At 65.2% G+C, this 25,061-nt stretch carries 25 protein-coding genes and 2 pseudogenes; 6 read left to right on the top strand and 21 right to left on the bottom strand.

The annotated features are described in order from the left end of the window. Nucleotide 1 precedes the first annotated feature (1 nt). From nuoC to BGI51_RS21120, 11 genes and pseudogenes are all read right to left on the bottom strand, one after another. Nucleotides 2–1,786 (bottom strand): NADH-quinone oxidoreductase subunit C/D, encoded by a 1,785-nt coding sequence (nuoC, locus tag BGI51_RS21165; protein ID WP_187979634.1) that lies wholly within the window; start codon nucleotides 1,784–1,786, stop codon nucleotides 2–4. A gap of 51 nt (nucleotides 1,787–1,837) precedes the next feature. Then, entirely contained in the window at nucleotides 1,838–2,512 is a 675-nt protein-coding gene (locus tag BGI51_RS21160; RefSeq protein ID WP_059315327.1) for a NuoB/complex I 20 kDa subunit family protein, read from the bottom strand. 10 nt (nucleotides 2,513–2,522) lie between these two features. Beyond that, nucleotides 2,523–2,936 (bottom strand): NADH-quinone oxidoreductase subunit A, encoded by a 414-nt coding sequence (locus BGI51_RS21155; protein ID WP_187979633.1) that lies wholly within the window; start codon nucleotides 2,934–2,936, stop codon nucleotides 2,523–2,525. A gap of 257 nt (nucleotides 2,937–3,193) precedes the next feature. After that, complete coding sequence (locus BGI51_RS21150; RefSeq protein ID WP_252977316.1) at nucleotides 3,194–3,934, bottom strand: secretin N-terminal domain-containing protein; 741 nt, start codon at nucleotides 3,932–3,934, stop codon at nucleotides 3,194–3,196. Then, nucleotides 3,822–4,481, bottom strand: a complete 660-nt coding sequence (locus BGI51_RS23670; protein ID WP_252977152.1) for a hypothetical protein — start codon at nucleotides 4,479–4,481, stop codon at nucleotides 3,822–3,824. The genes BGI51_RS21150 and BGI51_RS23670 overlap by 113 nt, the downstream gene beginning before the upstream one ends. 12 nt (nucleotides 4,482–4,493) lie before the next feature. After that, nucleotides 4,494–5,671, bottom strand: a pseudogene (locus BGI51_RS21145) (JmjC domain-containing protein). A 58-nt stretch (nucleotides 5,672–5,729) separates the two neighbouring features. Then, nucleotides 5,730–7,099, bottom strand: a pseudogene (gene purB / locus BGI51_RS21140) (adenylosuccinate lyase). 87 nt (nucleotides 7,100–7,186) lie between these two features. Further along, nucleotides 7,187–7,807, bottom strand: a complete 621-nt coding sequence (hflD, locus tag BGI51_RS21135; protein WP_133861044.1) for a high frequency lysogenization protein HflD — start codon at nucleotides 7,805–7,807, stop codon at nucleotides 7,187–7,189. Further along, a complete protein-coding gene (gene mnmA, locus BGI51_RS21130) occupies nucleotides 7,804–8,913 on the bottom strand; it encodes a tRNA 2-thiouridine(34) synthase MnmA (protein ID WP_133861043.1) in 1,110 nt (369 codons plus the stop codon). The genes hflD and mnmA overlap by 4 nt, the downstream gene beginning before the upstream one ends. A gap of 1 nt (nucleotide 8,914) precedes the next feature. Further along, complete coding sequence (locus BGI51_RS21125) at nucleotides 8,915–9,367, bottom strand: NUDIX hydrolase (RefSeq protein ID WP_187979631.1); 453 nt, start codon at nucleotides 9,365–9,367, stop codon at nucleotides 8,915–8,917. A 128-nt stretch (nucleotides 9,368–9,495) separates the two neighbouring features. Then, nucleotides 9,496–11,727, bottom strand: coding sequence for an NADP-dependent isocitrate dehydrogenase (locus tag BGI51_RS21120; protein ID WP_133861041.1), 2,232 nt, complete (start codon nucleotides 11,725–11,727; stop codon nucleotides 9,496–9,498). Nucleotides 11,728–12,150: 423 nt separating this feature from the next. On the opposite strand from BGI51_RS21120, the gene BGI51_RS21115 reads away from it, so the two are divergent. Then, nucleotides 12,151–12,360: a hypothetical protein gene (locus BGI51_RS21115; RefSeq protein ID WP_187979630.1), complete on the top strand. Its 210-nt coding sequence runs from the start codon at nucleotides 12,151–12,153 to the stop codon at nucleotides 12,358–12,360. A 99-nt stretch (nucleotides 12,361–12,459) separates the two neighbouring features. Here BGI51_RS21115 and BGI51_RS21110 read toward each other — a convergent pair whose 3' ends face one another. The 3 genes from BGI51_RS21110 to queD form a co-directional block, all read right to left on the bottom strand. Further along, entirely contained in the window at nucleotides 12,460–12,642 is a 183-nt protein-coding gene (locus BGI51_RS21110) for a hypothetical protein (RefSeq protein ID WP_187979629.1), read from the bottom strand. 141 nt (nucleotides 12,643–12,783) lie between these two features. Further along, nucleotides 12,784–14,250 carry an inorganic phosphate transporter gene (locus BGI51_RS21105; protein ID WP_187979628.1) on the bottom strand — a complete coding sequence of 489 codons (1,467 nt, stop codon included), beginning with the start codon at nucleotides 14,248–14,250 and terminating at the stop codon, nucleotides 12,784–12,786. A gap of 82 nt (nucleotides 14,251–14,332) precedes the next feature. Further along, entirely contained in the window at nucleotides 14,333–14,689 is a 357-nt protein-coding gene (gene queD / locus BGI51_RS21100; protein ID WP_133861037.1) for a 6-carboxytetrahydropterin synthase QueD, read from the bottom strand. A gap of 172 nt (nucleotides 14,690–14,861) precedes the next feature. Here queD and BGI51_RS21095 point away from each other — a divergent pair, with 172 nt between their 5' ends. After that, a complete protein-coding gene (locus tag BGI51_RS21095; RefSeq protein WP_187979627.1) occupies nucleotides 14,862–15,479 on the top strand; it encodes a hypothetical protein in 618 nt (205 codons plus the stop codon). On the opposite strand, the gene BGI51_RS21090 is transcribed toward BGI51_RS21095, so the two are convergent. From BGI51_RS21090 to BGI51_RS21080, 3 genes are all read right to left on the bottom strand, one after another. After that, nucleotides 15,434–17,305 (bottom strand): ABC transporter ATP-binding protein, encoded by a 1,872-nt coding sequence (locus BGI51_RS21090; protein WP_187979626.1) that lies wholly within the window; start codon nucleotides 17,303–17,305, stop codon nucleotides 15,434–15,436. The genes BGI51_RS21095 and BGI51_RS21090 overlap by 46 nt on opposite strands. A gap of 94 nt (nucleotides 17,306–17,399) precedes the next feature. Further along, entirely contained in the window at nucleotides 17,400–17,954 is a 555-nt protein-coding gene (locus BGI51_RS21085; RefSeq protein ID WP_222613601.1) for a peptidylprolyl isomerase, read from the bottom strand. Between the two features lie 62 nt (nucleotides 17,955–18,016). After that, on the bottom strand, nucleotides 18,017–18,907 hold the full coding sequence (locus BGI51_RS21080) for a LysR family transcriptional regulator (RefSeq protein ID WP_133861033.1): 891 nt from the start codon (nucleotides 18,905–18,907) through the stop codon (nucleotides 18,017–18,019). A 172-nt stretch (nucleotides 18,908–19,079) separates the two neighbouring features. On the opposite strand from BGI51_RS21080, the gene BGI51_RS21075 reads away from it, so the two are divergent. The 3 genes from BGI51_RS21075 to rarD all read left to right on the top strand — a co-directional run bounded on the left by BGI51_RS21075 (nucleotide 19,080) and on the right by rarD (nucleotide 21,501). Then, nucleotides 19,080–19,670 (top strand): DUF3060 domain-containing protein, encoded by a 591-nt coding sequence (locus BGI51_RS21075; protein WP_187979625.1) that lies wholly within the window; start codon nucleotides 19,080–19,082, stop codon nucleotides 19,668–19,670. Nucleotides 19,671–19,744: 74 nt separating this feature from the next. Next, entirely contained in the window at nucleotides 19,745–20,596 is an 852-nt protein-coding gene (locus BGI51_RS21070; RefSeq protein WP_187979624.1) for an EamA family transporter, read from the top strand. Next, the gene (gene rarD / locus BGI51_RS21065) at nucleotides 20,593–21,501 is read left to right on the top strand and encodes an EamA family transporter RarD (protein WP_187979623.1); all 909 of its coding nucleotides are present in this window, start codon (nucleotides 20,593–20,595) and stop codon (nucleotides 21,499–21,501) included. The genes BGI51_RS21070 and rarD overlap by 4 nt, the downstream gene beginning before the upstream one ends. On the opposite strand, the gene BGI51_RS21060 is transcribed toward rarD, so the two are convergent. The 4 genes from BGI51_RS21060 to puuE are packed head-to-tail and all read right to left on the bottom strand — an operon-like array spanning nucleotide 21,498 to nucleotide 24,443. Further along, entirely contained in the window at nucleotides 21,498–21,998 is a 501-nt protein-coding gene (locus tag BGI51_RS21060; protein ID WP_187979622.1) for an ureidoglycolate lyase, read from the bottom strand. The two genes, rarD and BGI51_RS21060, sit on opposite strands and share 4 nt — an antisense overlap. Then, the gene (gene alc, locus BGI51_RS21055) at nucleotides 21,995–23,002 is read right to left on the bottom strand and encodes an allantoicase (protein ID WP_133861028.1); all 1,008 of its coding nucleotides are present in this window, start codon (nucleotides 23,000–23,002) and stop codon (nucleotides 21,995–21,997) included. The genes BGI51_RS21060 and alc overlap by 4 nt, the downstream gene beginning before the upstream one ends. Before the next feature lie 23 nt (nucleotides 23,003–23,025). Then, nucleotides 23,026–23,538, bottom strand: coding sequence for a 2-oxo-4-hydroxy-4-carboxy-5-ureidoimidazoline decarboxylase (gene uraD / locus BGI51_RS21050; protein WP_133861027.1), 513 nt, complete (start codon nucleotides 23,536–23,538; stop codon nucleotides 23,026–23,028). After that, nucleotides 23,535–24,443 (bottom strand): allantoinase PuuE, encoded by a 909-nt coding sequence (puuE, locus tag BGI51_RS21045; RefSeq protein WP_187979621.1) that lies wholly within the window; start codon nucleotides 24,441–24,443, stop codon nucleotides 23,535–23,537. Before puuE ends, uraD begins: the two co-directional genes overlap by 4 nt. A 216-nt stretch (nucleotides 24,444–24,659) precedes the next feature. Here puuE and uraH point away from each other — a divergent pair, with 216 nt between their 5' ends. After that, entirely contained in the window at nucleotides 24,660–25,031 is a 372-nt protein-coding gene (gene uraH, locus BGI51_RS21040; protein WP_187979620.1) for a hydroxyisourate hydrolase, read from the top strand. Nucleotides 25,032–25,061 lie beyond the last annotated feature (30 nt).

The raw sequence follows: 25,061 nt of genomic DNA, 5'->3' as shown, positions 1-25,061 counted from the left end.
CTCAGCGGTCCACGTCGGCCATGACGAAGTCGATACTGCCCAGATAGGCAATCAGGTCGGACACCATGCTGCCGCGGATGACGGCCGGGATCTGCTGCAGGTGCGGGAAGCTCGGCGTCCGGATGCGGGTGCGGTAGCTCATGGTGCTGCCATCGCTCGTCAGGTAGTAGCTGTTGGCGCCCTTGGTCGCCTCGATCATCTGGAAGGCTTCGCCAGCCGGCATCACCGGACCCCAGGACACTTGCAGGAAGTGGGTGATCAGGGTCTCGATGTGCTGCAGGGTGCGCTCCTTGGGCGGCGGCGTGGTCAGCGGGTGATCCGCCTTGTACGGGCCTTCCGGCATGTGCTGCAAGCACTGCTCGATGATGCGCAGGCTCTGGCGCATCTCCTCGACGCGCAGCATGCCGCGGTCGTAGCAGTCGCCGTTGTGGGCGATGGGCACTTCGAATTCGAAGTTCTCGTAGCCGGAGTAGGGGCGGGCCTTGCGCAGGTCGAAATCGAGACCGGTCGCGCGCAGGTTGGGGCCGGTGACACCCCACTCCAGGGCTTCCTTGGTGTTGTAGACGGCGACGTTCTTGGTCCGGCCGATGAGGATGCTGTTCTTCATCGCGGCCTTTTCGTACTCGTCCAGGCGCTTGGGCATCCAGTCGAGGAATTCGCGGACCAGCTTGTCCCAGCCACGCGGCAGGTCGTGGGCGACGCCACCGATACGGAACCAGGCCGGGTGCATGCGGAAGCCGGTGATGGCCTCGATCACCTTGTAGGCACGCTGACGGTCGGTGAAGGTAAAGAACACCGGGGTCATGGCACCGACGTCCTGGATATAGGTGCCCAGGTACAGCAGGTGGCTGTTGATGCGGAAGAACTCGGCCATCATCACGCGGATGAATTCGACCCGCGCCGGCACCTTGATGCCGGCGAGTTTTTCCACCGAAAGGACGTAGGGCAGGTTGTTCATCACCCCACCCAGATAATCGATCCGGTCGGTGTAGGGGATGTAGCTGTGCCAGGACTGGCGCTCGGCCATCTTCTCGGCGCCCCGATGGTGGTAGCCGATCTCCGGCACGCAGTCGACGATCTCTTCGCCGTCCAGCTGCAGGATGATGCGGAAGGCACCGTGGGCGGAAGGGTGGTTCGGACCCAGGTTGAGGAACATGTAGTCGGAATTCTCCGCATGTTCCTTCATGCCCCACTCTTCGGGCTTGAATCTCAGGGTCTCCTGTTCGAGGTCCTGCTTGGCGGCGTTCAGCGCATAGGGATCGAATTCGGTGGCCCGCGCCGGATAGTCCTTGCGCAGCGGGTGACCCTGCCAGTTGTCGGCCATCAGCATGCGCTTGGGCAGCGGGTGGCCATCGAAATGGATGCCGTACATGTCCAGCACTTCCCGCTCGTACCAGTTGGCATTGGGGTAGATGCCGGTGGCGGTGGGCAGGCGCAGGTCGTTGGCGGACAGGGCCACCTTGAGCATCACATCGCTGTTACGGTCGATGGACAGCAGGTGGTAGAACACCGTGAAGTCCGCATTGGGGAGGCCGCGGCGATGGGTCCGCAGGCGCTCGTCCACACCATGCAGGTCATAGAGCATGACGTAGGGGCGGGGCAGGTTGCGCAGGAAGCGCAGTACCTCGATGATTTTTTCGCGCGCCACCCAGATCACCGGCATGCCGGTACGGGTGTCTTGCAGGGTCAGGGCGTCGGCGCCGAATTGGCCCTGGAGTTCGCCAACCACCGACGCATCGCCGGCAGGGGCGAGCGCAGAGGCGGACAGAGCGGTGTCTGCGGTCATGATGTTCCGTCGCTAATCGATCGTCGTCAGCGTGCAGGTCCCGGAGGGGACTTACACTTCGTCTGGGCTGCGCAGGTTGGTGACCTGGATGCGGCGCTCGCGGTTCTGCTCGCGCTGCGAAGGCATCTCGGCGCGATAGATACCCTGGTCGCCCACCACCCAGGAAAGGGGGCGGCGCTCTTCACCGATGGAGTCCTGCAGGAGCATCAGGCCCTGGAGGAAGGCTTCGGGGCGAGGCGGGCAGCCGGGCACATAGACGTCGACGGGCAGGAACTTGTCCACGCCCTGAACGACCGAGTAGATGTCGTACATACCGCCGGAGTTGGCGCAGGCGCCCATGGAAATCACCCACTTGGGTTCCAGCATCTGCTCGTACAGGCGCTGGATGACCGGGGCCATCTTCATGAAGGGAGTGCCGGCGATGACCATGAAGTCGGCCTGACGCGGCGAGGCCCGGATGACTTCGGCGCCGAAGCGGGCGATGTCGTGGGGCGCCGTGAAGGCGGTGGTCATTTCCACGTAGCAGCAGGACAGGCCGAAGTTGTAGGGCCAGAGAGAATTCTTGCGCCCCCAATTGACCGCGCCCCGCAGGACATCCTCAAGTTTGCCCATGAAGATGCTGCGGTTGACTTGACTTTCCATAGGGTCGGCAACGGTTTCCCGTTGGCCGGCCGGATAGCGGTCTACTGCCGCATCGGGATCGATCCGGGTGAGATTGTATTGCATTGCCAAAGCCTCATTGTTTCGACTTCGCCTGCCGCTCGCGACGGCTCGCAGGCGCCCAATCGAGCGCTCCGATTCGCCACAGGTAGACAAGACCCGCCAACAGAATTGCTATGAAAATGGAGGCTTCCACGAAGCCGGCCCATCCCGATTCACGGATGGACACCGACCAGGCGAAGAGAAAGAGGGCTTCGACGTCGAAGATCACGAAGAGCATCGCGACCAGGTAGAACTTGGCAGAGAGACGGAGACGGGCACCCCCGGTGGGGACGATGCCGGACTCGAAGGGATCGTTCTTGCTGCGGCCCACGGCTTTGCTGCCGAGCAGGCTCGAGACTCCGAGCATGAAGCCGATCAGACCAACCACGCCCAGGAGAAATACCGCGAAGCTCCAGTTGTGGGTGAGTAGGCTGATCGACTCAGACATGCTTTGAATCCTTAATTATTGGGTATCAGGCGCTATCAGTGCGACACGGTGTCGCAAGACAGACGGATTTTATGCTCTATCGATTCATTCTGTAAATTTATTGGTCCAAAAAGATTCTATTGGACTGCTTTGAATCAAACTAAACAGAACTTCAAGTTTATCTGAGAATGAATATAAGAATTATTCTCAATTAATTCGCTGGATCCTTGTGTCCTAGATTGCTGGCAGCTGTAGGAGTTCTACCGTTCGCCGATTTGCTAGTCGACGAGATCGGCGCGAATGCTCAACTGACGGTCGTCACGGCCCTCGGTCGAGTAGTGGCGGGTAAGGCCGCTCTGGTCGCCCTCGACCTGCTGGCGGAAGCCGCCGAGGTCCAGCCACTGGCCCAGGGGGCCGCTGATACGGGTGGCGGCGCTCTGGGTCTGTACCGTGCCCGGACGCATGGCCGCGGCGCGATCATCGACGCTGTTGATGTCCAGATGTACCAGGTTGCCGCTCAGGCGGGCGGTGACCTGAAAGCCCCGTTCGAGGCGGCGGTAATCGGTCTGGGCGTAGCTCTGGCCATAGGGCGAGGTCTGGTAGGTGGTCACCGGCACGTCTGCACCGAAGCGGATGAAGGCGGGGTAGCCCTCGGTGACCTGGACGCGCTGGGCGCCATCCTCTTGCTGGTCGGTGCTGTCCTCGATGATGCGTACCTGGGGCGAATGCACATTGCCGTTTACCGAATAACCCTGACTGGCACCCGAACTGCCGGCGCGGGTGGCCAGGGTGATGAGCAGGCGCCGTGGCTGGGTATCCAGCTGGGCCAGCAGATTCTTGATCTCCGCCAGCTTGGCCGGCTCGGCGTTGACGATCAGCTGATTGCCGTAGACGTTGACCTTGCCTTCACTGCCGATGACGGCTTGCAGGGTGGGCAGCAGGTCGTCGGCGGTGCGGTACTGCAGGGGAATGACTTCGGTACGAGGGGTGGCCCAGGCGGTGGCCGTCAACAGCAGCAGGAGCGCCAGCAGACCTTTCACAGCACCATCCTCCGTAATTCCTGATCCGGCTGGCTGATCGCCCAGAGGCGATCGAAGACCTGCTGCTGAATCTTGACGGCGGCGCGATCGCCATAGCGGACGAAGCCGGTGGGGCGCTGCCCGTGCGGCGCAGCAGGGCCTGGTCGTCGACGATCAGGCAGCTGCCTTCCGGTTGCTGATCGGCCGGTGGCCGCCGGATCAGCAGATTGCTGGTCAGGCGCTGCGCCAGGGCGATGAGTCGATGCCCCTGGCGCACGGCACTGGCGCTGTCGTTGATCAGGATGCGCACCTGGTGCCGCGGATGGCCCAGCAGCAGGCGCTTGATTGCCGCCTCGACGTCCAGGTTGTCGTAGAGGGGCGCTTCCAGGTCAGGGGTCTGGATATACAGCCGGCGGCTGGCTTGAGCGATGAGGCGGACGCTGTGCTCACGCAGGGCGTCCAGGCCTTCGAGGCGCAGGGCGAGGTCCTGGCCGAGCCGGGGTTCGGGCAGGGCGCCCAGGGTCAGATCGGCAAAGGACTCGTCCACGGCGGCTCCCTCTCACTCGTCGTCGTCTTCTCCGGCGAAGATCAGGCTGCCCTGCTGGAGCAGTTCGCGGATCAGGCGCATGGCATCGTCGTCCTGCAGCCAGGGCGCGAGATTGGCCTCGTGCAAGACCTCCGCCGAGCATAGCAGGTCGAGCAGCGGTTGCAGGCGCATGGGCAGCAGACGGCTCTGGCCGCTGGCGAACACCATCACCTCGTCTTCCAGGCGGCTCCAGGCGATGCGGCCGCTGGGGTTGCGCATCAGCAGGGCGCCTTCGTCGAGTTCCTTGCGCAGCTGCTTGGCGCTGAGGTTTTCCCCGGCGACCCGCTCCGGATAGCGCGGCTCGGTCATGTGCTGGCCGAACCAGGCCAGCAGCAGGCGATCATCGCTCAGGTGGCGCTCCATCAGGCCGCGCAGGCGTTCGATGGCCTCGGGCGGGATCTCCGCCGGATGCTCGCTGGCCGGCGCGCAGCCGGCGTCGCTGTAGCGCTCGTCCTCGGGGATGAACTGGGCGAGGAAATCGGTGAAGTGGGTGAGCACCTCGCCGGCGCTGGGCGCGCGGAAGCCGATGGAGTAGGTCATGCATTCGTCTTCGGCGATGCCGTCATGGGCCAGACCTGGCGGCAGGTAGAGCATGTCACCCGGTTCCAGGACCCATTCGTCGGTCTGCTGGAAATCGGCAAGGATCTTCAGCTCCAGGCCGTCGATCAGCGGGCTGTCGGCGGTGCATTGCTGGCCGATGCGCCAGCGGCGGCGGCCATGGCCCTGCAGCAGGAAGACGTCATAGTGATCGTAGTGGGGGCCGACACCGCCACCGGGGCGGCATAGCTGACCATGATGTCGTCGACGCGCCAGTTGGGCAGGAAGCGGAAAGACTCCAGCACCTCGGCCACCTCGGGCACGAACTGGTCGACCGATTGCACCAGCAGGGTCCAGTCCCGCTCGGGCAGGCCGGCGAAGGTGTCTTCCGGGAGCGGACCGCGGCGCAGCTCCCAGGTCTGGTCCTGGCCGATGATCAGGCGGGATTCGATTTCCTCTTCCAGCGACAGGCCGGCCAGTTCGTCGGGCTCCAGGGGATTCTGGAAGTCCGGGAGGGCCTGGCGGATCAGCAGGGGTTTCTGCTGCCAGTAGTCGCGGAGGAATTCACGGGCGGTCAGGCCGCCGAGCAGTTGCAGGGGTTGATCCGGGTTCATGCACACCTCGCGCAATGAAAAACGCCCGGCGAGGCCGGGCGTAGAAAAAGGATGATCTTCAGACCCGACGGGCCTGTTCGGCAGCGTTGCCGATATAGCCGGCCGGGGTCAGCTGGCGCAGTTCCGCCTTGGCGGCCTCGGGGATCTCCAGACCGTCGATGAAATCCTGCAGGGCGCTGGCGCTGATGCCCTTGCCACGGGTCAGCTCCTTGAGCTTCTCGTAGGGGTTGGCCACGCCATAGCGGCGCATCACGGTCTGCACCGGCTCGGCCAGCACTTCCCAGCAGACGTCCAGGTCTTCGGCGATGCGGGCGGCGTTGAGTTCCAGCTTGCTGATGCCCTTGAGGGTGGCTTCGTAGGCGATCACGCCGTGGGCCAGGCCGGTGCCCAGGTTGCGCAGCACGGTGGAGTCGGTCAGGTCGCGCTGCCAGCGGGAGATCGGCAGCTTGCTGGCCAGGTGCTGGAGGATGGCGTTGGCGATACCCAGGTTGCCTTCGGAGTTCTCGAAGTCGATGGGATTGACCTTGTGCGGCATGGTCGAGGAGCCGATCTCGCCGGCCACGGTCTTCTGCTTGAAGTAGCCGAGGGAGATGTAGCCCCAGATGTCCCGGTCGAAGTCGATCAGGATGGTGTTGAAACGGGCGATGGCGTCGAACAGCTCGGCGATGTAGTCGTGCGGCTCGATCTGGGTGGTGTAGGGATTCAGGGTCAGGCCGAGGTCGCCTTCGATGAAGGTGCGTGCATTGGCTTCCCAGTCGACGTCCGGGTAGGCGGACAGGTGGGCGTTGTAGTTGCCCACGGCGCCGTTGATCTTGCCCAGCGGGCGGACGGCGGCGATCTGCTCGATCTGGCGCTCCAGGCGATAGACCACGTTGGCCAGTTCCTTGCCCAGGCTGGTGGGGAGGCGGGCTGGCCATGGGTGCGCGAGAGCATGGGCACGTCGGCGAAGCGATGGGCCAGCGCACGGATCTCGCCGGCGATCTGGCGCATCAGCGGCAGCAGCACCTGGTCACGACCTTCGCGCAGCATCAGCGCATGGGACAGGTTGTTGATGTCCTCGGAGGTGCAGGCGAAGTGGATGAATTCGCTCACCGCAGCCAGTTCCGGCAGGTCGGCGACTTCTTCCTTGAGCAGGTACTCGATGGCCTTGACGTCGTGGTTGGTGGTGCGCTCGATGTCCTTGACCCGCTGCGCCTGCTCGACGCTGAAGTCGGTGGCCAGCTTGTCCAGCAGGGCATTGGCCTCGGCGGAGAAGGGGGCGACCTCGGGAATGCCGGCGTGGGCGGCCAGGCGCTGCAGCCAGCGGACCTCGACCTGGGCGCGGAAACGGATCAGGCCGAATTCGCTGAAGATGGGGCGCAGGGCGGCGGTCTTGCCGGCGTAACGGCCGTCGATGGGCGATACGGCGGTGAGCGAGGAGAGCTGCATGGGCATTCTCTTGGTAGCGGGGGAGAAAGGGGCGGAATTCTACACGCAAAGGCCGGGGCTGTAGTACCGCCGCCGGCCAGTCCGGGATCAGCTGTTGCGCAGGGGATAGAGGTTGTCGAGCAGCTTGCGGCGATTGAGCACCAACTGCCAGCGATGGCCGCCGAGCTGGCGCCACAGGCGGGCGGAACGGATGCCGGCCAGCAGCAGGGCGCGCACCCGCGAAGCGGTGGCGGACTGCTGCAGGTAGCGCATTTCGCCGTGCACCTGGATGCGCTGCTTGAAGGTGCTCAGGGTGTCCTCGTAGAGGCCACCGCAGGCGGCGATGACGTTTTCGTGGGCCACCCCGAAGTGTTCGACCTGGGACTGGATCTGGGTGAGGCGCCGGCCGATGAGGTCGAGCAGGTCGCCGCGCTTCTCCAGCTTGCGTTCCAGGGCGGTCATCGCCAGGGCGTAGCGCAGAGGCTCGCGCTGCAGGCTGTTGGGATTGCGCTCCAGGGTGCTGGAGAGGGCGCCGAGGCCTTCGCGCAAGGGGGCGACGCTGCCGCCATAGACCTCCAGGGTGCTGCCCGGATCCCTTACCAGCAGGCTGCCGAGCAGGCAGGCCAGGGGTTCTTCCGCGACCTGGCCGGTGCGCGCCAGCTGGTCGACCAGCAGGGAGGCCTGGAAGACGCCGCCCAAGGCGATGAGTTGTTCCTGGGTACGATTCATGCGGCGGGCGCCTCGGCGCAGGCGGGTTGGTAGTGTTCGATCACGCCGCCGCCCAGGCAGACGTCGCCGTCGTAGAAGACCACCGACTGGCCGGGGGTCACGGCACGCTGGGGTTCGTCGAAGACCACCCGGTAGCCGGCGCCCTGGCGCTCGATCCGGCAGGGCTGGTCCTGCTGGCGATAGCGAACCTTGGCGGTGAGGCGGCGCGGCTGGGCGAGCTCCAGGTCGTTGACCCAGAACATCTCGCCGACGGTCAGGGCCTCGGCGAACAGCCAGGGGTGAGCGTTGCCCTGGCCGACGATCAGCACGTTGCGCGTCAGGTCCTTGCTCAGCACGTACCAGGGATCGTCACCGGCGTCCTTCATGCCGCCGATGCCCAGGCCCTGGCGCTGGCCGATGGTGTGGTACATCAGGCCGTGGTGGCGGCCGATGACCTCGCCGGTGGTGGTCTCGATGTCGCCCGGCTGGGCCGGCAGGTACTGCTTGAGGAAGTCGCTGAAGCGGCGCTCGCCGATAAAGCAGATGCCGGTGGAGTCCTTCTTGCGCGCGGTGGCCAGGCCATGCAGCTCGGCGATGGCGCGGACCTCGGGCTTTTCCAGTTCGCCCACCGGGAAGAGGGTGCGCGCCAGCTGCTCGCCGCCCACGGCGTGGAGGAAATAGCTCTGGTCCTTGTTGGCATCCAGGCCCTTGAGCAGCAGGGTCTGGCCGTCGACATCGCGACGACGCACGTAGTGGCCGGTGGCGATCAGCTCGGCGCCCAGGGCCAGGGCATAGTCGAGGAAGGCCTTGAACTTGATCTCGCGGTTGCAGAGGATGTCCGGATTCGGCGTCCGGCCAGCCTTGTATTCGGCTAGGAAATGCTCGAAGACGTGGTCCCAGTATTCGGCGGCGAAGTTGGCTGTGTGCAACTTGATGCCGATGCGGTCGCAGACCGCCTGGGCATCGGCCAGGTCGTCCTTGGCGGTGCAGTACTCGGTGCCGTCATCCTCGTCCCAGTTCTTCATGAACAGGCCCTCGACCTGATAGCCCTGCTCCTTGAGCAAGAGGGCCGAGACCGAGGAATCCACTCCGCCGGACATGCCGACGATGACGCGGGTGCCGTTCACTTCAAAAACCTCTCATATCTACGATCATCGACAGGGGATAGCGGTGGCCGTCCAGGTATTTCTCGATGGCGTCCAGGACCAGGGGGCTGCGCAGCCGCGCCTGTTCGGCGCGGATCTCGTCGAGCGTCAGCCACACCGCGCGGGTGATATCGGCGTCCAGGGCGCGCCCGGGATCGTGGGCCAGGGGGCGGGCATGGAAGGCCGTGCGGTAGTAGGTGACGCCATTGGCTGGCGCCACATAGAGGCCGATGCCGATCACGCCCTGGATCTCCACCTGCCAGGCGGTTTCTTCCAGGGTCTCGCGGCGTGCCGCCTCGATCAGGCTCTCGCCCGGCTCAAGGTGCCCGGCCGGCTGATTGAGCACCAGGCGACCCTGCTTCTCTTCTTCCACCAGCAGGAAACGACCGGCGTCTTCCACCACGGTGGCCACGGTGACGTGGGCGTGCCAATCCATCTCGGACTCCGCTATCGGTAATCGCGCAGTATACGCCTTAAGCTTTGTTGGTCCCAAATGCAGCGAACCCCGGCCAGGGCCGGGGTTCGCCGAATCAACCGTTCAGGCTGCGGACGCAGCCTTCAGGTTCAGCCCTTGAGCTGTTCCAGGGCGGCGTTGAGCGTGGCGCTCGGACGCATGGCCTGGCGGGTCTTGGCCTGGTCGGGATGGTAGTAGCCACCGATGTCCACGGCCTGGCCCTGGACGCCGTTCAGCTCGGCGACCACCTTGGCTTCGTCGGCGGTCAGCGACTTGGCCACCGGCGCGAACTGGGCCTTGAGCTCGGCGTCTTCGCTCTGCTCGGCCAGGGCCTGGATCCAGTACAGCGCCAGGTAGAAGTGGCTGCCGCGGTTGTCCAGTTCACCTGTCTTGCGCGACGGCGACTTGTTGCTGTCGAGGAACTGGCCGTTGGCCTGGTCCAGGGTCTTGGCGAGGATCTTGGCCTTGGCGTTACCGGTGGTTTCGCCCAGGTGGTTCAGGGATTCGGCCAGGGCCAGGAATTCGCCCAGGGAGTCCCAGCGCAGGTGGTTTTCCTGCACCAGCTGCTGGACGTGCTTGGGCGCGGAGCCGCCGGCGCCGGTCTCGAACAGGCCGCCGCCGTTCATCAGCGGGACGATGGACAGCATCTTGGCGCTGGTGCCCAGTTCCATGATGGGGAAGAGGTCGGTCAGGTAGTCGCGCAGGACGTTGCCGGTCACCGAGATGGTGTCCTCGCCCTTGCGGATGCGCTCCAGGGACACGCGGGTGGCTTCCTCGGGCGACAGGACGCGGATGTCCAGGCCGTTGGTGTCATGGTCCTTGAGGTAGCGCTCGACCTTGGCGATGACCTGGGCATCATGGGCGCGATTCTGGTCCAGCCAGAAGATCGCCGGGGTGCCGCTGGCGCGGGCACGGTTGACGGCGAGCTTGACCCAGTCCTGGATCGGCGCGTCCTTGGTCTGGCACATGCGCCAGATGTCACCGGCCTCGACCGGATGCTCGAAGACCACCTTGCCCTGGTCGTCGGTCACGCGCACGGTACCGTCGGTGGGGATCTGGAAGGTCTTGTCGTGGGAACCGTATTCCTCGGCCTTCTGCGCCATCAGGCCGACGTTGGGTACGCTGCCCATGGTGCTGGGATTGAAGGCGCCGTGCTGCTTGCAGTCCTCGATCACCACCTGGTAGACGCCGGCATAGCAGCGGTCGGGGATGATGGCCTTGGTGTCCTGCAGGTTGCCTTCGGTGTTCCACATCTTGCCGGAATCACGAATCATGGCCGGCATGGAGGCGTCGACGATGACGTCGCTCGGTACGTGCAGGTTGGTGATGCCCTTGTCGGAGTTGACCATGGCCAGCGCCGGACGCTGAGCGTACTGGGCGTCGAAATCGGCCTTGATGGCGGCCTGGGTGGCTTCCGGCAGGCTGGACAGGCGAGCGTAGAGGTCGCCGATGCCGTTGTTGCGGTCGAAGCCGGCTTCTTTCAGGGCGGCTTCGTGCTTGGCCAGTACGTCCTTGTAGAACTCGCCGACGATGATGCCGAACATGATGGGGTCGGAGACCTTCATCATGGTGGCCTTCAGGTGCACCGAGAACAGCACGCCCTTGGCCTTGGCGTCTTCGATCTGGGCGGCGATGAAGCTCTGCAGGGCCTTGCGGCTCATGGTCGAGGCATCGACGATCTCGCCGGCCTTGACCGCGGTCTTCTCTTTCAGGACCTTGCTGCTGCCGTCCTTGCCGATCAGTTCGATCTTCAGGCTGCCGGCGTTCTCGATCGTGGCCGAGCGCTCGCTGCCATAGAAGTCATGGGCGTCCATGTGGGCAACGTGGGACTTGGAGTCGGCGCTCCAGGCACCCATGCGATGGGGGTGCTTGCGGGCGTAGTTCTTGACCGACAGCGGCGCGCGGCGGTCGGAGTTGCCTTCGCGCAGGACCGGGTTCACGGCACTGCCCTTGACCTTGTCGTAACGCGCCTTGACGTCCTTTTCCTGGTCGTTTTTCGGCTCGTCCGGATAATCCGGCAGGGCGTAACCCTGACCCTGCAGTTCCTTGATCGCGGCCTTGAGCTGCGGTACCGAGGCGCTGATGTTGGGCAGCTTGATGATGTTGGCTTCGGGAGTGGTGGCCAGCTCGCCGAGTTCGGCGAGGTGGTCGGAGATGCGCTGCTCTTCCTTCAGGTGCTCGGGGAAGAGGGCGATGATGCGGCCGGCAAGGGAGATGTCACGGGTTTCGAGGGCGACGCCGGAGGAGGCGGTGATGGCCTCGACGATGGGTAGCAGCGAATAGGTCGCGAGGGCGGGCGCTTCGTCGGTCAGGGTGTAGATGATCTTCGACGTGGTGGACATGTCTTGCTTTAACTCCTCTTTATCACAGCTGTGGCGCGAAGCCGGGCGAGCGAGGATCGACCCTTGAGTCGATAGACGCCCCAAGAAGGCGTTATCGGGCCGCGCGACAGGCGCGGCGGCGATGGACGTGCGATGCGACAAAGCGTCGCTGCGGAAATTGCGGGATCGGCCGATACAGCCAGCGGAACCGGCAGGGCCTGCAGCGACCCGTCAGTCGGCGGAGTATACCAGCGCGGCGCCTGGCGTGCATTCGCACCGCCGTGGCTGGGCCATGGGGAAATGTTGCCGGCGCGATCGATCCGACAGAAGCGCACAGCCACATCGGGGATTCAGGTCAAGAGGCTTGACCATTCGACGGCTGGCGCTGCACGGCAGTTGCTTAAGGGACTAAACTATTGCCCCTCTTAATTTGATGAGGTCGTTATGAAAACCAAGGACAATGCTTCCAAGAGCCGTTCCTGGGCCATCGTCGGGCTGGAAACGCTCGTCATCGTCGCCCTGTCGCTGTACGTCGCCTTTGGCGCCGGGCTGTTCGTCAAGCATCACTGCTGGGATACCCTGACCCCGCAGCAGCAAGACCAGATCCTTGAGCAGATGAGCCGCAGCGCTCAGGAAAATACCCTGCTCACCTGATTCGCGTCGGTTCGAATCCCTTCCTTTCAAACAATAAGAATCTTCCTTTTTCCCCACACACTGCCCAGGTGTCGAGGTGGCCTCGTCACGTCCGCAGTGCTAGCAGACCAGGTGTTTGCCTGGACTCACGGGGGAGGTGGGAATGGCCGTGGGCAGCGCCCTGGGCGCGGACGTCGCCACGGGTCTGGCGCGGCGTGCCAGACGCAGCATGGCCCAGAGTATGGCCAGCGCCAGGGCTAGCCAGCCAAGTACCAGGAGAAGGATGTAGGTCGCAGGAGTCATTGACGTTCACCGTACGGCTGTCTCGGAAAGGTGTCTCTGCTGGGACACATTTCAGTAGACTCGTCAATAGCTATCCTGTTCGGGCTTTCCCGACGAGGGGTCCGACCGGGCGCCGCTCGCGCGGCGCTCGGTCGGTACGGGTCACAGGAACAGGTGGGCCAGCCAGAACAGACCGGCGGAGAGAGCCATGGAGGCTGGCAGGGTCAGGACCCAGGCCATGAGGATATTGCGCACCGTGCTGCCCTGCAGGCCGCTGCGGTTGGCGACCATGGTGCCGGCGACGCCCGAGGACAGCACGTGGGTGGTGGAGACGGGCAGGGCGAAGACGTTGGCCATGCCGATGGCGGCCACGGCCGTCACCTGGGCGCTAACGCCCTGCGCATAGGTCATGCCCTGGCGACCGATCTTCTCGCCCACGGTGAGCACCACGCGGCGCCAGCCGACCATGGTGCCGATGCCCAGCGCCAGGGCGACCGCGATGATGACCCAGAAGGGCGCGTATTCGGTGGTGCTGGTGAGGTCCTTGCGCAGGCGGCTGAGGTCGTCGCGATCGCGCGCGGTCAGCACCGGCAGCTTGCTCACCTTCTTGGCGGTGTCGTCCAGGCACAGCAGATAGCGGCGGACCTGCTGGCGATGGTCGTCGCTCATGGCGCGGTAGTCGGTGATGCCTTCCAGATCGGCCAGCAGCGCCTGCAGGGTCGGCACGGTCATGTGCGGGGCGCAGCGGAATTCCTGGGGCAGGTCGCGATTGCCGGGCACTTCGGCGAGAAAGTCCTTGAGGTTGTCGCCCTGGCGCTCGTAGAACTGGCCCAGGTGGATGGCCGCGTCGCGGGTGCGCTCGATCTGGTAGGTGGTGCTGTCCAGGTCCAGCACGAACTTGGCCGGGACGATGCCGATCAGCACCAGCATGATCAGGCCGATGCCTTTCTGACCGTCGTTGGAGCCGTGCACGAAGCTCATGCCCATGGCCGAGAGGACCAGCATCAGGCGATTCCAGAAGGGCGGGTGCTTCTTGGCATCCACTTCGCGGCGCTGTTCCGGGGTCTTGTGCATCTTCGACAGCGGCCGCCAGCGCTTGAGGGTGAGCAGCAGCAGGCCGGCGACGGCGAAGCCGGCCAGCGGCGAGAAGATCAGCGACAGGCCGATGTCGATCGCCTTCTGCCAGTTCACGCCTTCGCTCACCGGCAGGCCGGTCAGCAGGGCGTTGGTCACCCCGACACCGAGGATGGAGCCGATCAGGGTGTGGGAGCTGGAGGCCGGGATACCGAAGTACCAGGTGCCCAGGTTCCAGGTGATGGCCGCGGCGAGCAGCGAAAACACCATGGCCAGGCCGTGGCCGGTGTTGACGTTGATCAAGAGCTCGACCGGCAGCAGGTGGACGATGGCGTAGGCGACGCCGACCCCGCCGAGCAGCACGCCGAGGAAATTGAAGATACCGGAGAAGAACACCGCGAGGTGCGGCGGCATCGCCTTGGTATAGATCACCGTGGCGACGGCGTTGGCGGTGTCGTGAAAGCCGTTGATGAATTCAAAGGCCAGCACAAAGGCCAGGGCCAGGACGAGGCTGATGGCGACCCAGGCGTGGAGTCCGCTGAAAAGTTCGAACATGGGGATACGTCGACAGTTGGCAGGCGCGAATTATGGCAGAAAAATGACTGCCGCCATCGCCGCCTTGAATGGGAGGGGCGAATTAGTCGCCGCGGTAGATGCAGCCGCAGGTACAGGTCTCGTGGACGCGAACCTGGCTGAGCTCGGGTAGCAGAGGCTTGAGCTGTTGCCAGATCCAGCGCGCGAGCACTTCGCTGGTGGGGTTCTCGAGGCCCGGGATGTCGTTCAGATAATGGTGGTCGAGACGCTCGTACAGGGGTTTGAAGACGGTCTTGATGTCGGCGAAATCCCGCACCCAGCCGGTATGAGGGTCGATGGCGCCCTCGAGGTGCAGGCCTACCTTGAAGGAATGCCCATGGAGACGACCGCACTTGTGCCCGGCCGGCACGTTGGGCAGGAAGTGTGCGGCTTCGAAAACGAATTCTTTGAAAATTTCCACGATAACCACTCGCGTTGGGCCACGGTGTGTGGCGGCTGCGGGGCGGCAGTCTATCAGCTCGACAGCGGCTTGCCGAACCTCCGGCTTCAGGCGCCGGGACCGGCGGAATTCCGATTTGCCTTCGCCGGCGGGCTTAGGCAGTCTCCCGGTCTTTGTCTGGACGAGATTCCCTATGCGCAGCAGCAATCCCCGTACCTTCTGGGTGCTCCTTGGCCTGGCCGCGGTCTTTGGTCTCGTTGGTCTGATCGGCAATCAGGTGGGCTGGGAGCGCGTGGAGATCGGCTACCGGACGGTACCGTCGCCCAGCGGCCTGGACATCGGCGTGGCGGGGCAGGTCATCACCGGCTTGCCGTCGCTGTGCATCGCCCTGGCGCTGGTCACGGTGGTGACCGCGCTGATCATCCGCGGTGGCCGCCGCTTCCGTTCGCGTCTGCCGCTGCCGGTGACGGCCGGCATTCTCTGGGTACTGCTGGCAGGCCTGCTGGTGCTCTTCTATCCCAGCACCCTGGCGTTCCAATGGGAGAATCATCGCAGCGCCGCGGATATCGACTTCTATGTGCTGCAGGAGCGCCAGGGTCCGTTCCAAGGTACGGCGCAGAAGAGCCAGCGCCTTGGCTACTACCAGGACTGCGGCAAGACCGGGCAGGTTGCCTGCCCGGTGTTCGAGTGCGTGGTGGAGAAGCGCAGCTGGCTGGGTGGCCTGCAGAAGATCGAAGGCTTCTATCCGGGCCTGGACCAGCAGCGTCAGCTGGAGCTGCTGCGCACCCGCTGCCTGCCCGGTACGCCGTGACCGACGAAGCCGCCGGTCTGGTGGCGCCATAGACGGGCATAGAGGCCGTTGTAGGCGATCAGCTCGTCGTGGGAGCCCATCTCGACGATCTGCCCGCGCTCCATGACCACCAGGCGATCCATACGCGAGATGGTCGACAGGCGGTGGGCGATGGCGATCACCGTCTTGCCTTCCATCAGGGTTTCCAGGCTTTCCTGGATCGCCGCTTCCACCTCGGAGTCGAGGGCGGAGGTGGCTTCGTCCAGCAGCAGGATCGGCGCGTCCTTGAGCAGGGTGCGGGCGATGGCGATGCGCTGGCGCTGACCGCCGGAGAGCTTGACCCCGCGTTCACCCACCTGGGCATCCAGCCCGGTACGGCCATGAGCATCGGTGATGCGAGCGATGAAGTCGTCGGCCTTGGCCTTGCGCAGGGCGGCGTGCAGCTCTTCATCAGTGGCTTCGGGACGACCGTAGAGAAGATTCTCGCGGATCGAACGGTGCAGCAGCGAGGTGTCCTGGGTAACCACGCCGATCTGGCACCTCAGGCTTTCCTGGGTGACGTGGGCGATGTCCTGGCTATCGACCAGGATGCGACCGCCTTCCAGGTCATAGAGGCGCAAGAGCACGTTGATCAGCGTCGACTTGCCGGCGCCCGAAGGGCCGACCAGGCCGATCTTCTCGCCTGGAGCGACATCGAGGGTCAGGCCTTCGATGATGCCGGCGCCCTTGCCGTAGTGGAAGGCGATGTCCTCGAACAGCACCGCGCCGCGGGTCACCTGCAACGGCTTGGCGTCCGGGGCGTCGCCAACCTGGCGCGGCTTGGCGATGGTGCTCATGCCGTCCTGCACCATGCCGATGTTCTCGAAGATGCCGTTGACCACCCACATGATCCAGCCGGACATGCTGTTGATGCGGATCACCAGGCCGGTGGCCAGGGCGATGGCCCCCACCGAGATGACGCCCTGGTGCCAGAGCCAGAGGGCGAGGCCCGTGGTGCCGGCGATGAGGAAGCCGCTGAGGATGGCGATGGTCACGCCCATGGCGGTGATCAGCCGGGCGGCGCTCTCGGCCTTCTCGGTCTGCTCTTCCATGGCCTGGCGGGCGTATTGCTCCTCCTGTGCCGAGTGGGAGAACAGCTTGAGGGTGGAGATGTTGGTGTAGCCGTCGACGATACGCCCGGAGAGCTGCGAGCGGGCTTCGGAGGCAATGGCCGAACGCTCCTTGGTCTGGGGCACGAAATACCAGAGGGCGATGACATAGCCGACGATCCAGAGGATCAGCGGGACCATCAGCCAGACATCGGCCTGGGCGAACAGGATCAGCGAGGTGACGGCGAAGATCAGCACGTGCCAGATCGCGTCCACCGCCTGCACCGCCGAGTCGCGCAGGGAAACACCGGTCTGCATGATACGGCTGGAGATGCGCCCGGCGAAGTCGCTGTGGAAGAAGCCCAGGCTCTGCTTGAGCACGTAGCGATGGTTCTGCCAGCGGATCAGGGTGGTGAGGCTGGGGGTGATGGTCTGGTGCACCAGCAGGTCGTGCAGGCTGATGAACAGGGGCCGGATGACCAGGGTGACCACTGCCATCCAGATCAGGGTCCCACCGTGTTCCTGGAAGAACACCGTGCTGTTGGGCGCACTGCCCGCGAGGTCGACGATCTGGCCGATGAAGTTGAACAGGGCGACTTCGACGAGGGCGCCGATCAGCCCCACTGCCAGCAGCAGGGCGAAGGCCGGCCAGGCTTGCTTGAGAAAGTGGAGATAGAAGGCGCCGATCCCAGTGGGCGGCATTTCATCGGGGGCTTCCCGAAACGCATCGATGATGCGTTCGAAGCGGCGAAAGATCATGCGGGGTCCTTGTGGGGGGAGACGGCGTCTCGCACTGGGGCCTCGCCTGGTTAACCGGACGACCGCCAGCGGATCGTCCGGCAGGACGGGTCGGCTACAGCCGTTTGGCAGCGAGAATCATCACCGGTTCACGGGGAATGTCGCGCAGCATGCCCTGGCGCGTGGTCTGGACCCCGGCGATCTGGTCGACGACTTCCATGCCGCGCACGACCTTGCCGAATACCGCGTAGCCGAAGTCGCGCGAGCCGTGGTCCAGAAAGGCATTGTTCTCGACGTTGATGAAGAACTGACTGGTGGCGGAGTTGACGTCCGAGGTCCGTGCCATGGCCAGGGTGCCACGCAGATTCTTCAGGCCGTTGTCGGCTTCGTTCTTGATCGGCGCCTTGGTGCGCTTCTCCTGCATGTCGCGGGTGTAGCCACCGCCCTGGATCATGAAGCCGGGGATGACGCGATGGAACAGGGTGCCCTTGTAGAACCCGCTGTCGACGTAGCCCAGGAAGTTCTCTGTGCTGACCGGTGCCTTGGCCGCATCCAGTTCGACCTCGATGTCACCCTTGTTGGTGCTGATGAGCACGTGCGGATTGTCCGCGGCCCAGGTGGTGGAGGCGACGAACAGGGCGCAGGCGGCAAGCAGGGCTTTGAACATGATGAATCCTTGAGTGGCAGAGACGACTGGCGAACGATAGCAACCCGGCTGGCACCCCGCCACGGTCAGCGTGGCAGGGCATGCTTGCGCAGCAGGTTCATGAGGATCTGTGACGCCGGGCCCAGCTCGTGCTGGCGGGTCTTGTAGAGCTGGAAGGGATGGAAGCGCTGGGCGCCCTGTTCCAGCGGCAGCGGCTTGAGCAGGCCGGCGTCGAGATCGGTCTGGATGGCGTCCCGCGGCAGCCAGGCGAAGCCCAGGCCGTCGCGCAGGAAGGTGGCGGCGGTGCTGATGCTACCCACCGTCCAGCGTTGTTCGGCGGCCAGCCAGCCGGCATCCCGTGGCTGGGCGCGGCCGCTGTCGCGGATGACGATCTGCAACTGCTCTTCCAGATCGGCGGTCACCAGGGTGCGCTGCAGCAGGTGCAGCGGATGCTCGGGATGGGCGACGGCGACGAATTCCACGTTGCCCAGGGAGGCGCCCAGATGGGCGGCGATCACCAGGCCGGTGATCGCCAGGTCCGCCGAGCCGTCGAGCAGGGCCTCCTCCACCCCGGACAGGACCTCTTCGCGCAGGCGTATGCGGCAACCACGACTCTGCGGCATGAATTCGCGCAAGCACAGCAGCAGCGGACGGGTCGGGTAGGCGGCGTCCACCACCAGCCGCACCTCGGATTCCCAGCCCTGTTCCATGTGATAGGCCAGTTCCTCCAGCTGGCTGGCCTGCTGCACCAGGCGGCGCGAGCGGCGCAGGAGCACGGCGCCGGCATCGGTCAGCACGGCGCGTCGGCCCTCCAAACGCAACAATGGCACGCCGAGCTGCTCCTGCATGCGGGCGACGGTATAGCTGACCGACGACTGGGAGCGATGCAGCACCTCGGCGGCCTGGGCATAGCCGCCGTGATCCACCACCGCCTGCAGGGTCCGCCATTGATCGAGGGAAACGCGTGGAGTCTTCATCGAGCGCTCTGGAGCCACGAAAGGGCGCATGTTAGTGCCTGCGGTCGCCCTGGGAAAACGCGGCGTTCATCACGGCATGAAAAAATGTCGCGCGGCGGGTCAAATGTCCCACCCGCGCCGCCCTCCAAGTCAGCCGATGAGTTTCCCACTCTAGGCAAGACAAGGAGTCTTCATGTCGTCATTCAAGGCGTTGCTGGGTTGCTGTCTGGTCATCGCGCCGCTGCTGGTCCAGGCCGAGGAATCCCGCGCGGCGGCAGCCGAGCCGCTCGATATCGACGGCATGAACATCAGTCGCACGCTCGACTGCGAAGGCCGGGACGTGTCCCTGTCCGGCGAAGGCAATACCCTGACGCTGAAAGGTCAGTGCGGCACGGTGACCGTCTACGGCAGTCATCATCGGCTGGTGCTCGACAGCGCCCAGGCGCTGACCATCCATGGTCTGGGTAGCGTCACCACGGTCAAGGGCGCGGTGGCCAGCCTGAGCATTGGCGGTGGCTACCAGCAGGTGCAGGCCAATGTGCGCGGCAGCGACGGCCTGGCCAAGGTCGATGCCTATGGCTACGGCGCCCAGGCGCGGCTGACCCTGCTCAGCCAGGCCGACATCGCCGTGGGCGGTTCCAATCAGCAGGTCTACTGGTCGCGCGCCGCCGGCGTGGCCGAACCCAAGACCCTGGTCTCGGGCGCCGACAATGTGCTGCAGGCCAATCAGTCGGTAGCGGCGCTCAGCGGCGCCGAGCCCGCGGGCCTCAACGCCACCCGCTAGCTGGTGACGAGCCGGGGGTTTCCCTCCGGCGACGGGCACGTTAAGGTCGCGCACCTTTTTCGTGCGTCGCCGCCATGCCTTATCTCCTGCTCGTCACCCTCATCTGGGCGTTTTCCTTCAGCCTGATCGGCGAGTACCTCGCCGGTCGGGTCGACAGCGATTTCGCCGTGCTGGTCCGCGTGGCCATCGCCTTCGTGCTGTTCCTGCCGTTCACCCGCTGGCGCGGGGTGCCGGGACGCTTCGCCCTGGGGCTGATGGCGGCGGGCGCGCTGCAGTTCGGCATCACCTATCTGTGCCTGTACCGCAGCTTTGCCGTGCTGACGGTGCCCGAGGTGCTGCTGTTCACCGTGCTCACGCCGATCTATGTGACCCTGCTGGACGACGCCTGGCAGCGGCGCTTGCGCCTCTGGTCGCTGCTGGCGGCCGTGGTGGCGGTGGGCGGCGCGGCGCTGATCCGTTTCCAGCCGCTGACCGGTGACTATCTGCTCGGCTTCCTGTTGCTGCAGGTGGCCAACCTGACCTTCGCCGCCGGTCAGGTGCTGTGCAAGCACCTGGGCCATGCCTATGCCGGGCAGGGTGCCCTGCATCGCTACTTCGGGCTGTTCTTTTTCGGTGCCCTGCTGGTGGCGGCGCTATCCTTCCTGCTGTTCGGCAATCCGGCGCGGCTGCCCAGCACCGGCCTGCAATGGGGCGTGCTGGTGTGGATGGGCGTCTTCGCCACGGCGCTCGGCCTCTACTGGTGGACGCTGGGTTCGTTGCGGGTCAACGGCGGTACCCTGGCGATCATGAACGAGGCCCATGTGCCGGCCGGGCTGCTGGTCAGCCTGCTGATCTGGCAGCACCCGGCCGATCTGCCCAGGCTGTTGCTGGGCGGCGCGATCATTCTGCTGTCACTGTTCATCAATCGTCTGGGGCGCCCATCATGACTGTGCTGTCCGGCAAGGGCCTGGGCCTTTCGGTGCTGTCGTCGGTGCTGTTCGCGCTGATGCCGGTGTACTTCGCCTGGCTGGCGCCGCTGGATGGCCTGCAGGTCGTGGCCCTGCGGGTGGTCTGGTCGTTGCCGATGGTGCTGCTGCTGGTGGTGGTGCTGCGGGAGGGCAGGGCCCTGTGGGCTACGCTCAAACGCCTGGTGCGCGAGCCCCGCCTGTGCCTGGCCATCCCGGCGGCGGCGCTGCTGATGGGCATCCAGTGGTGGGTGTTCGTCTGGGCGACCATGAATGGCGAGGCCATGGCCATGTCGCTGGGCTACTTCCTGCTGCCGCTGGCCATCGTGCTGACCGGGCGCCTGGTCTATGGCGAGCGCCTGCGGCCGCTGCAGCGGGTAGCGGTGGTCTGCGCGCTGCTGGGGGTGGTCAACGAGGTCTGGGTGACCGGGGCGCTGTCCTGGGTCAGCCTGCTGCCGGTGGTGGGTTATCCGCCGTATTTCGTCCTGCGCCGTTGGATGGCGGTGGATGCGCTGTCGGGCTTTGTCCTGGAGATGTGCTGCCTGCTGCCCTTCGCGCTGCTCGCCCTGCACTGGTTCTCGCCCGGCGCCATCCTGCAGCAGACGCCCTGGCTGTGGGCGCTCCTGCCGGGCCTGGGCCTGCTCAGTGCCATCGCCTTCGCCGCCATGCTGGCGTCCAGTCGCATGCTGCCGCTGAGTCTGTTCGGCATCCTCAGCTATGTGGAGCCGGCGCTGCTGGTGTTCGTCGCCCTCTATGTGCTCGGTGAGCAACTGCCGGAGGGCGCGATCTGGACCTATGGTCCCATCTGGTTGGCGGTGGCCTGGGTCTGCCTGGACAGTGCGCGCCTGCTGCGCAAGCAACTCAGGCGCGCGCCGGTGGGGCCCTAGAGCGCCAGTATCGGGCATTCCTGCGCGGGGAAAAAGAACTCGTCGCAGTTGGGCAGGCTGCCGGCGCGATCAACGATGAGGAATTCATCTTCGTCGCGCAGGGCCAGCACCGGATGGTGCCAGACCCCGGCGTGGTAGTTGATGCCCTGCTGGCCATCGGCGCGAAAGACGCGGATGGCGCGGGCATCCGGCTCCGTTGCGGGTGGCGCCACCACTACCAGAAAGGGTTCGCCGCGCAGCGGCACGAAGGCCTGGCTGCCGTGGGGATGGCGTTCGAGCATGGCGATGGTCAGCGGATAGTCCAGGCGCCGGGCGCGAAAGATGCTGATGATCGCCGCGCCGTCCGCCGGTCCCGTCGCGACCCGGGCCAGAGCGTGGTATCTCCGGGTCGAGCCGTTGTTGATCGGATACCAGTCCCGGCCCGCCGTCTCGATGACCTCGCCGAAGGGCGCGAAGCCCTCGGCAGTCAGCGGCTCGATGCGCAGTGGCCGACTCATGCCTGGCCCCGTGCCACCTTGCCGAACAGTCGCAGCCGGCTGACACCGCCGTCCGGAAAGATGTTCAGGCGCACGTGAGTGATGGGGCCAAGGTCGCGGACCTGCTCCCGGAAGCTGTGCTCCTGGTGCATCTGCAGCTTTTGCGGCGGCAGCAGCTCCTTCCAGAACAGACTCTGGGTCTCGATCTGGCCATCGGTACCGCCGCGGACGAAGGCGCCCTGGATCTGGCAGCTGTCCGGGTAGTTGCCCTTGAAGTGCAGGGTGTCCACCAGGATCTCCTCGACGGTGCCGGCATGGCCCAGGGCGATGATCACCCAGTCATTGCCGGGGGTGCGACGGCGCGCGGTTTCCCAGCCATCGGCCATGCTGTCGGCGCGACCGGGGTTGAGGATGTTGCTCATGCGGCCGTAGTGCTCGTCATTGCAGGCCAGGGCGCGCCCGCCATTGAGCGCGGCAGCCAGGTCCAGTACCTCGTCTTCGGCCTGGGCCGACCAGTCGCGATGGGGAATGCCATAGACGCGCAGGCGCGCCACACCGCCGTCCGGAAAGATGTTTAGCCGCAGGTGGGTCCAGGGGCGGTCATCGGCGATGGCATGGTAGTGGTGGCTATTGCCCTGCATCTCGATGGCCGGCAGCACCTCGGTCCAGGCAGCGTCTTCGGCCGGATCGCCCTCGGCGCAGAAGCAGGCTTCCAGGGAGGCTGAGGGCGGATAGTTGCCGGTGAACCAGCGGGTGTCGATGTCGACGCCCTTGATCGAGCCGGGCACGCCCAGGCGGATCACCGCGTGGTCGTAGCCTTCGAAACGCTTGCGTCGCGATTCCCAGCCGTCCATCCATTTGCCGTTGTCGTCGTAGACGCCTTCCTTCCACTCGGGCTCGTGGGGCTGGAGCATGCGGTCGGCGGCGGCGAACCAGTCGTCGGTGACGCTGATGACGCGGGTGCCGAGACGGGCGTCGGCGAGGTTGAGGTACTTCTCGAAGGGCGCGGCATAGGTGCGTTTCATGGAGTGCTCTTGTCGGGGAAGGGTCAGAGGGTCTGCAGGCGGAAGAGGGCGATGCGATCGATCTCGGCCAGGGCGCGCTGGAATTCCTGCTCCGGGCTGTTGGGCAGGCGCTCTTCGAAGGCCGCCAGGATCAGGTGCCGGTTGCTGCCCTTCACCGCCATGATGAAGGGGAAGCCAAACTTGGCGCGGTAGGCGTCGTTGTGGCGGGTGAAGCGCTCGAGCTCGTCCGGGGTGCATTGATCGAGGCCGGCACCGGCCTGTTCGCCACTGCTGGCGGCGGTCAGCTCGCCAGCCAGGGCCGCGCGACCGGCAAGATCCGGATGTGCCTGGATCAGCGCCAGTTGCTCGGCGTGACTGGCCCGGGCGACCTGGGCGGCGAGGCGCTGATGCAGGGCGTCGACGCTGTCCGGCAGCGGCTGGCCCTCGTCGAAGGCGCGCTCGGCGACCCAGGCGGAGTGCTCGTAGATGCCGCCGAAGGCCGCGACGAAGGCGGCGCGATCCAGCTGGCTGGGCGTGACGGTGTGGAAGGCGCTCATGCCGGCGGATGCTCCCTGTGCCAGTGACGGGCGATGTCCACCCGGCGGGCGAACCAGACGCGCTCATGGCTCTGGGCGTATTCAAGGAAGCGCTTGAGACCCACCAGGCGGCCGGGGCGACCGATCAGCCGGCAGTGCAGGCCGATGGAGAGCATCTTGGGCGCGCTGGCACCTTCCGCGTAGAGGGTGTCGAAGGCGTCCTTGAGGTACTGGAAGAATTGCTCGGCGGTATGGAAGCCCTGGACCTGGGTGAATCTCATGTCGTTGGTATCCAGGGTGTAGGGGATCACCAGGTGCGGCTTGCCGGTGGGCGTATCGGGCTCCCAATAGGGCAGGTCGTCGTCGTAGGTGTCGCTGTCGTAGAGAAAGCCGCCTTCCTCCATGACCAGGCGCCGGGTGTTGGGCCCGGTCCGGCCGGTGTACCAGCCCAGCGGACGCTCGCCGGTCAACCGGGTAAGGATCTCGATGGCGCGCTGCAGATGGGCGCGCTCTTCGGCTTCGTCCAGGTACTGGTAGTCGATCCAGCGATAGCCGTGGCTGCAGATTTCGTGGCCGGCCTGGACCATGGCGCGGATGACCTCGGGGTGGCGCTCGGCGGCCATGGCCACGGCAAAGATGGTCAGGGGTACCTGGTGCTTGGCGAACAATTCCAGGATGCGCCAGACGCCGGCGCGACTGCCGTATTCGTAGAGCGACTCCATGGACATGTTGCGTACGCCCTGCAGCGGCTGGGCGGCGACCATCTCGGAAAGAAAGGCCTCGGATTCCTTGTCGCCGTGCAGGATGTTGCGTTCGCCACCCTCTTCGTAGTTGAGCACGAAGGACAGGGCGATGCGGGCGTCACCCGGCCAGCGCGGGTGGGGCGGCTGGGCACCGTAGCCGATGAGATCGCGGGGATAGGTCATGGGAAGGGCATCCTGGCAGTCGAGATGTTTTGTATACAATGTTTGGCGGCCTTTGCCGAGTCCCAGCAAGAATCCTGCCCAACTGGTCTGACCGGTCTGAAGACTTTGGTGCGCTAGAGGACGATGATCCCTAGGCCAGGGCGGGGCAAAGGGCTGTATACAATCGGCGGGTAGAAAACTGCTAGGCTGGATCATCCCCCTTGCAGGAGTTCTCCCATGTCCGTTTCATCCCCTGGCGGTTACCTGACGACCCATGTGCTGGACACTACCGGCGGCTGCCCCGGCGCGGACATCGCCGTCCGCCTGTACCGCCTGGATGGGGTGTTGCGGCAGGCGCTGGGCGAAGTGCGGACCAATGCCGATGGCCGCGGCGATGCACCGCTGTTGCAGGGCGAAGCCTTTACGGCGGGTACTTACGAGCTGGAATTCGCGGTGGGTGACTACTATCGGCGACGGGGGACGACGCTGGAGGAACCGGCATTTCTTGACACCGTGGTCCTGCGCTTTGGCATCGCCGATGAGGCGGCGCACTACCATGTGCCGCTACTGGTTTCGCCCTACAGCTATTCAACCTATCGCGGCAGTTAGGGACGACTGCTCTGCGGCGGTGCGCGCAGG

It is taken from the genome of Pseudomonas oryzihabitans (assembly GCF_014522265.1).
Classification (GTDB): domain Bacteria; phylum Pseudomonadota; class Gammaproteobacteria; order Pseudomonadales; family Pseudomonadaceae; genus Chryseomonas; species Chryseomonas aestiva.
This window is presented reverse-complemented; position numbering and strand designations above follow the sequence as displayed.

What these genes read in the sequence shown, in the direction of transcription:
- BGI51_RS21095 (WP_187979627.1), top strand. Translation starts at nt 14,862, where the DNA reads ATGCGCAGCAGCAATCCCCGTACCTTCTGGGTGCTCCTTGGCCTGGCC.
- puuE (WP_187979621.1), bottom strand. Translation starts at nt 24,443, where the DNA reads ATGACCTATCCCCGCGATCTCATCGGCTACGGTGCCCAGCCGCCCCAC.
- BGI51_RS21110 (WP_187979629.1), bottom strand. Translation starts at nt 12,642, where the DNA reads ATGACTCCTGCGACCTACATCCTTCTCCTGGTACTTGGCTGGCTAGCC.
- BGI51_RS21160 (WP_059315327.1), bottom strand. Translation starts at nt 2,512, where the DNA reads ATGCAATACAATCTCACCCGGATCGATCCCGATGCGGCAGTAGACCGC.
- BGI51_RS21125 (WP_187979631.1), bottom strand. Translation starts at nt 9,367, where the DNA reads ATGGATTGGCACGCCCACGTCACCGTGGCCACCGTGGTGGAAGACGCC.
- BGI51_RS21080 (WP_133861033.1), bottom strand. Translation starts at nt 18,907, where the DNA reads ATGAAGACTCCACGCGTTTCCCTCGATCAATGGCGGACCCTGCAGGCG.
- rarD (WP_187979623.1), top strand. Translation starts at nt 20,593, where the DNA reads ATGACTGTGCTGTCCGGCAAGGGCCTGGGCCTTTCGGTGCTGTCGTCG.
- hflD (WP_133861044.1), bottom strand. Translation starts at nt 7,807, where the DNA reads ATGAATCGTACCCAGGAACAACTCATCGCCTTGGGCGGCGTCTTCCAG.
- BGI51_RS21070 (WP_187979624.1), top strand. Translation starts at nt 19,745, where the DNA reads ATGCCTTATCTCCTGCTCGTCACCCTCATCTGGGCGTTTTCCTTCAGC.
- nuoC (WP_187979634.1), bottom strand. Translation starts at nt 1,786, where the DNA reads ATGACCGCAGACACCGCTCTGTCCGCCTCTGCGCTCGCCCCTGCCGGC.
- BGI51_RS21115 (WP_187979630.1), top strand. Translation starts at nt 12,151, where the DNA reads ATGAAAACCAAGGACAATGCTTCCAAGAGCCGTTCCTGGGCCATCGTC.
- BGI51_RS21090 (WP_187979626.1), bottom strand. Translation starts at nt 17,305, where the DNA reads ATGATCTTTCGCCGCTTCGAACGCATCATCGATGCGTTTCGGGAAGCC.
- BGI51_RS21155 (WP_187979633.1), bottom strand. Translation starts at nt 2,936, where the DNA reads ATGTCTGAGTCGATCAGCCTACTCACCCACAACTGGAGCTTCGCGGTA.
- uraD (WP_133861027.1), bottom strand. Translation starts at nt 23,538, where the DNA reads ATGAGCGCCTTCCACACCGTCACGCCCAGCCAGCTGGATCGCGCCGCC.
- BGI51_RS21105 (WP_187979628.1), bottom strand. Translation starts at nt 14,250, where the DNA reads ATGTTCGAACTTTTCAGCGGACTCCACGCCTGGGTCGCCATCAGCCTC.
- alc (WP_133861028.1), bottom strand. Translation starts at nt 23,002, where the DNA reads ATGAAACGCACCTATGCCGCGCCCTTCGAGAAGTACCTCAACCTCGCC.
- uraH (WP_187979620.1), top strand. Translation starts at nt 24,660, where the DNA reads ATGTCCGTTTCATCCCCTGGCGGTTACCTGACGACCCATGTGCTGGAC.
- BGI51_RS21075 (WP_187979625.1), top strand. Translation starts at nt 19,080, where the DNA reads ATGTCGTCATTCAAGGCGTTGCTGGGTTGCTGTCTGGTCATCGCGCCG.
- BGI51_RS21060 (WP_187979622.1), bottom strand. Translation starts at nt 21,998, where the DNA reads ATGAGTCGGCCACTGCGCATCGAGCCGCTGACTGCCGAGGGCTTCGCG.
- BGI51_RS21120 (WP_133861041.1), bottom strand. Translation starts at nt 11,727, where the DNA reads ATGTCCACCACGTCGAAGATCATCTACACCCTGACCGACGAAGCGCCC.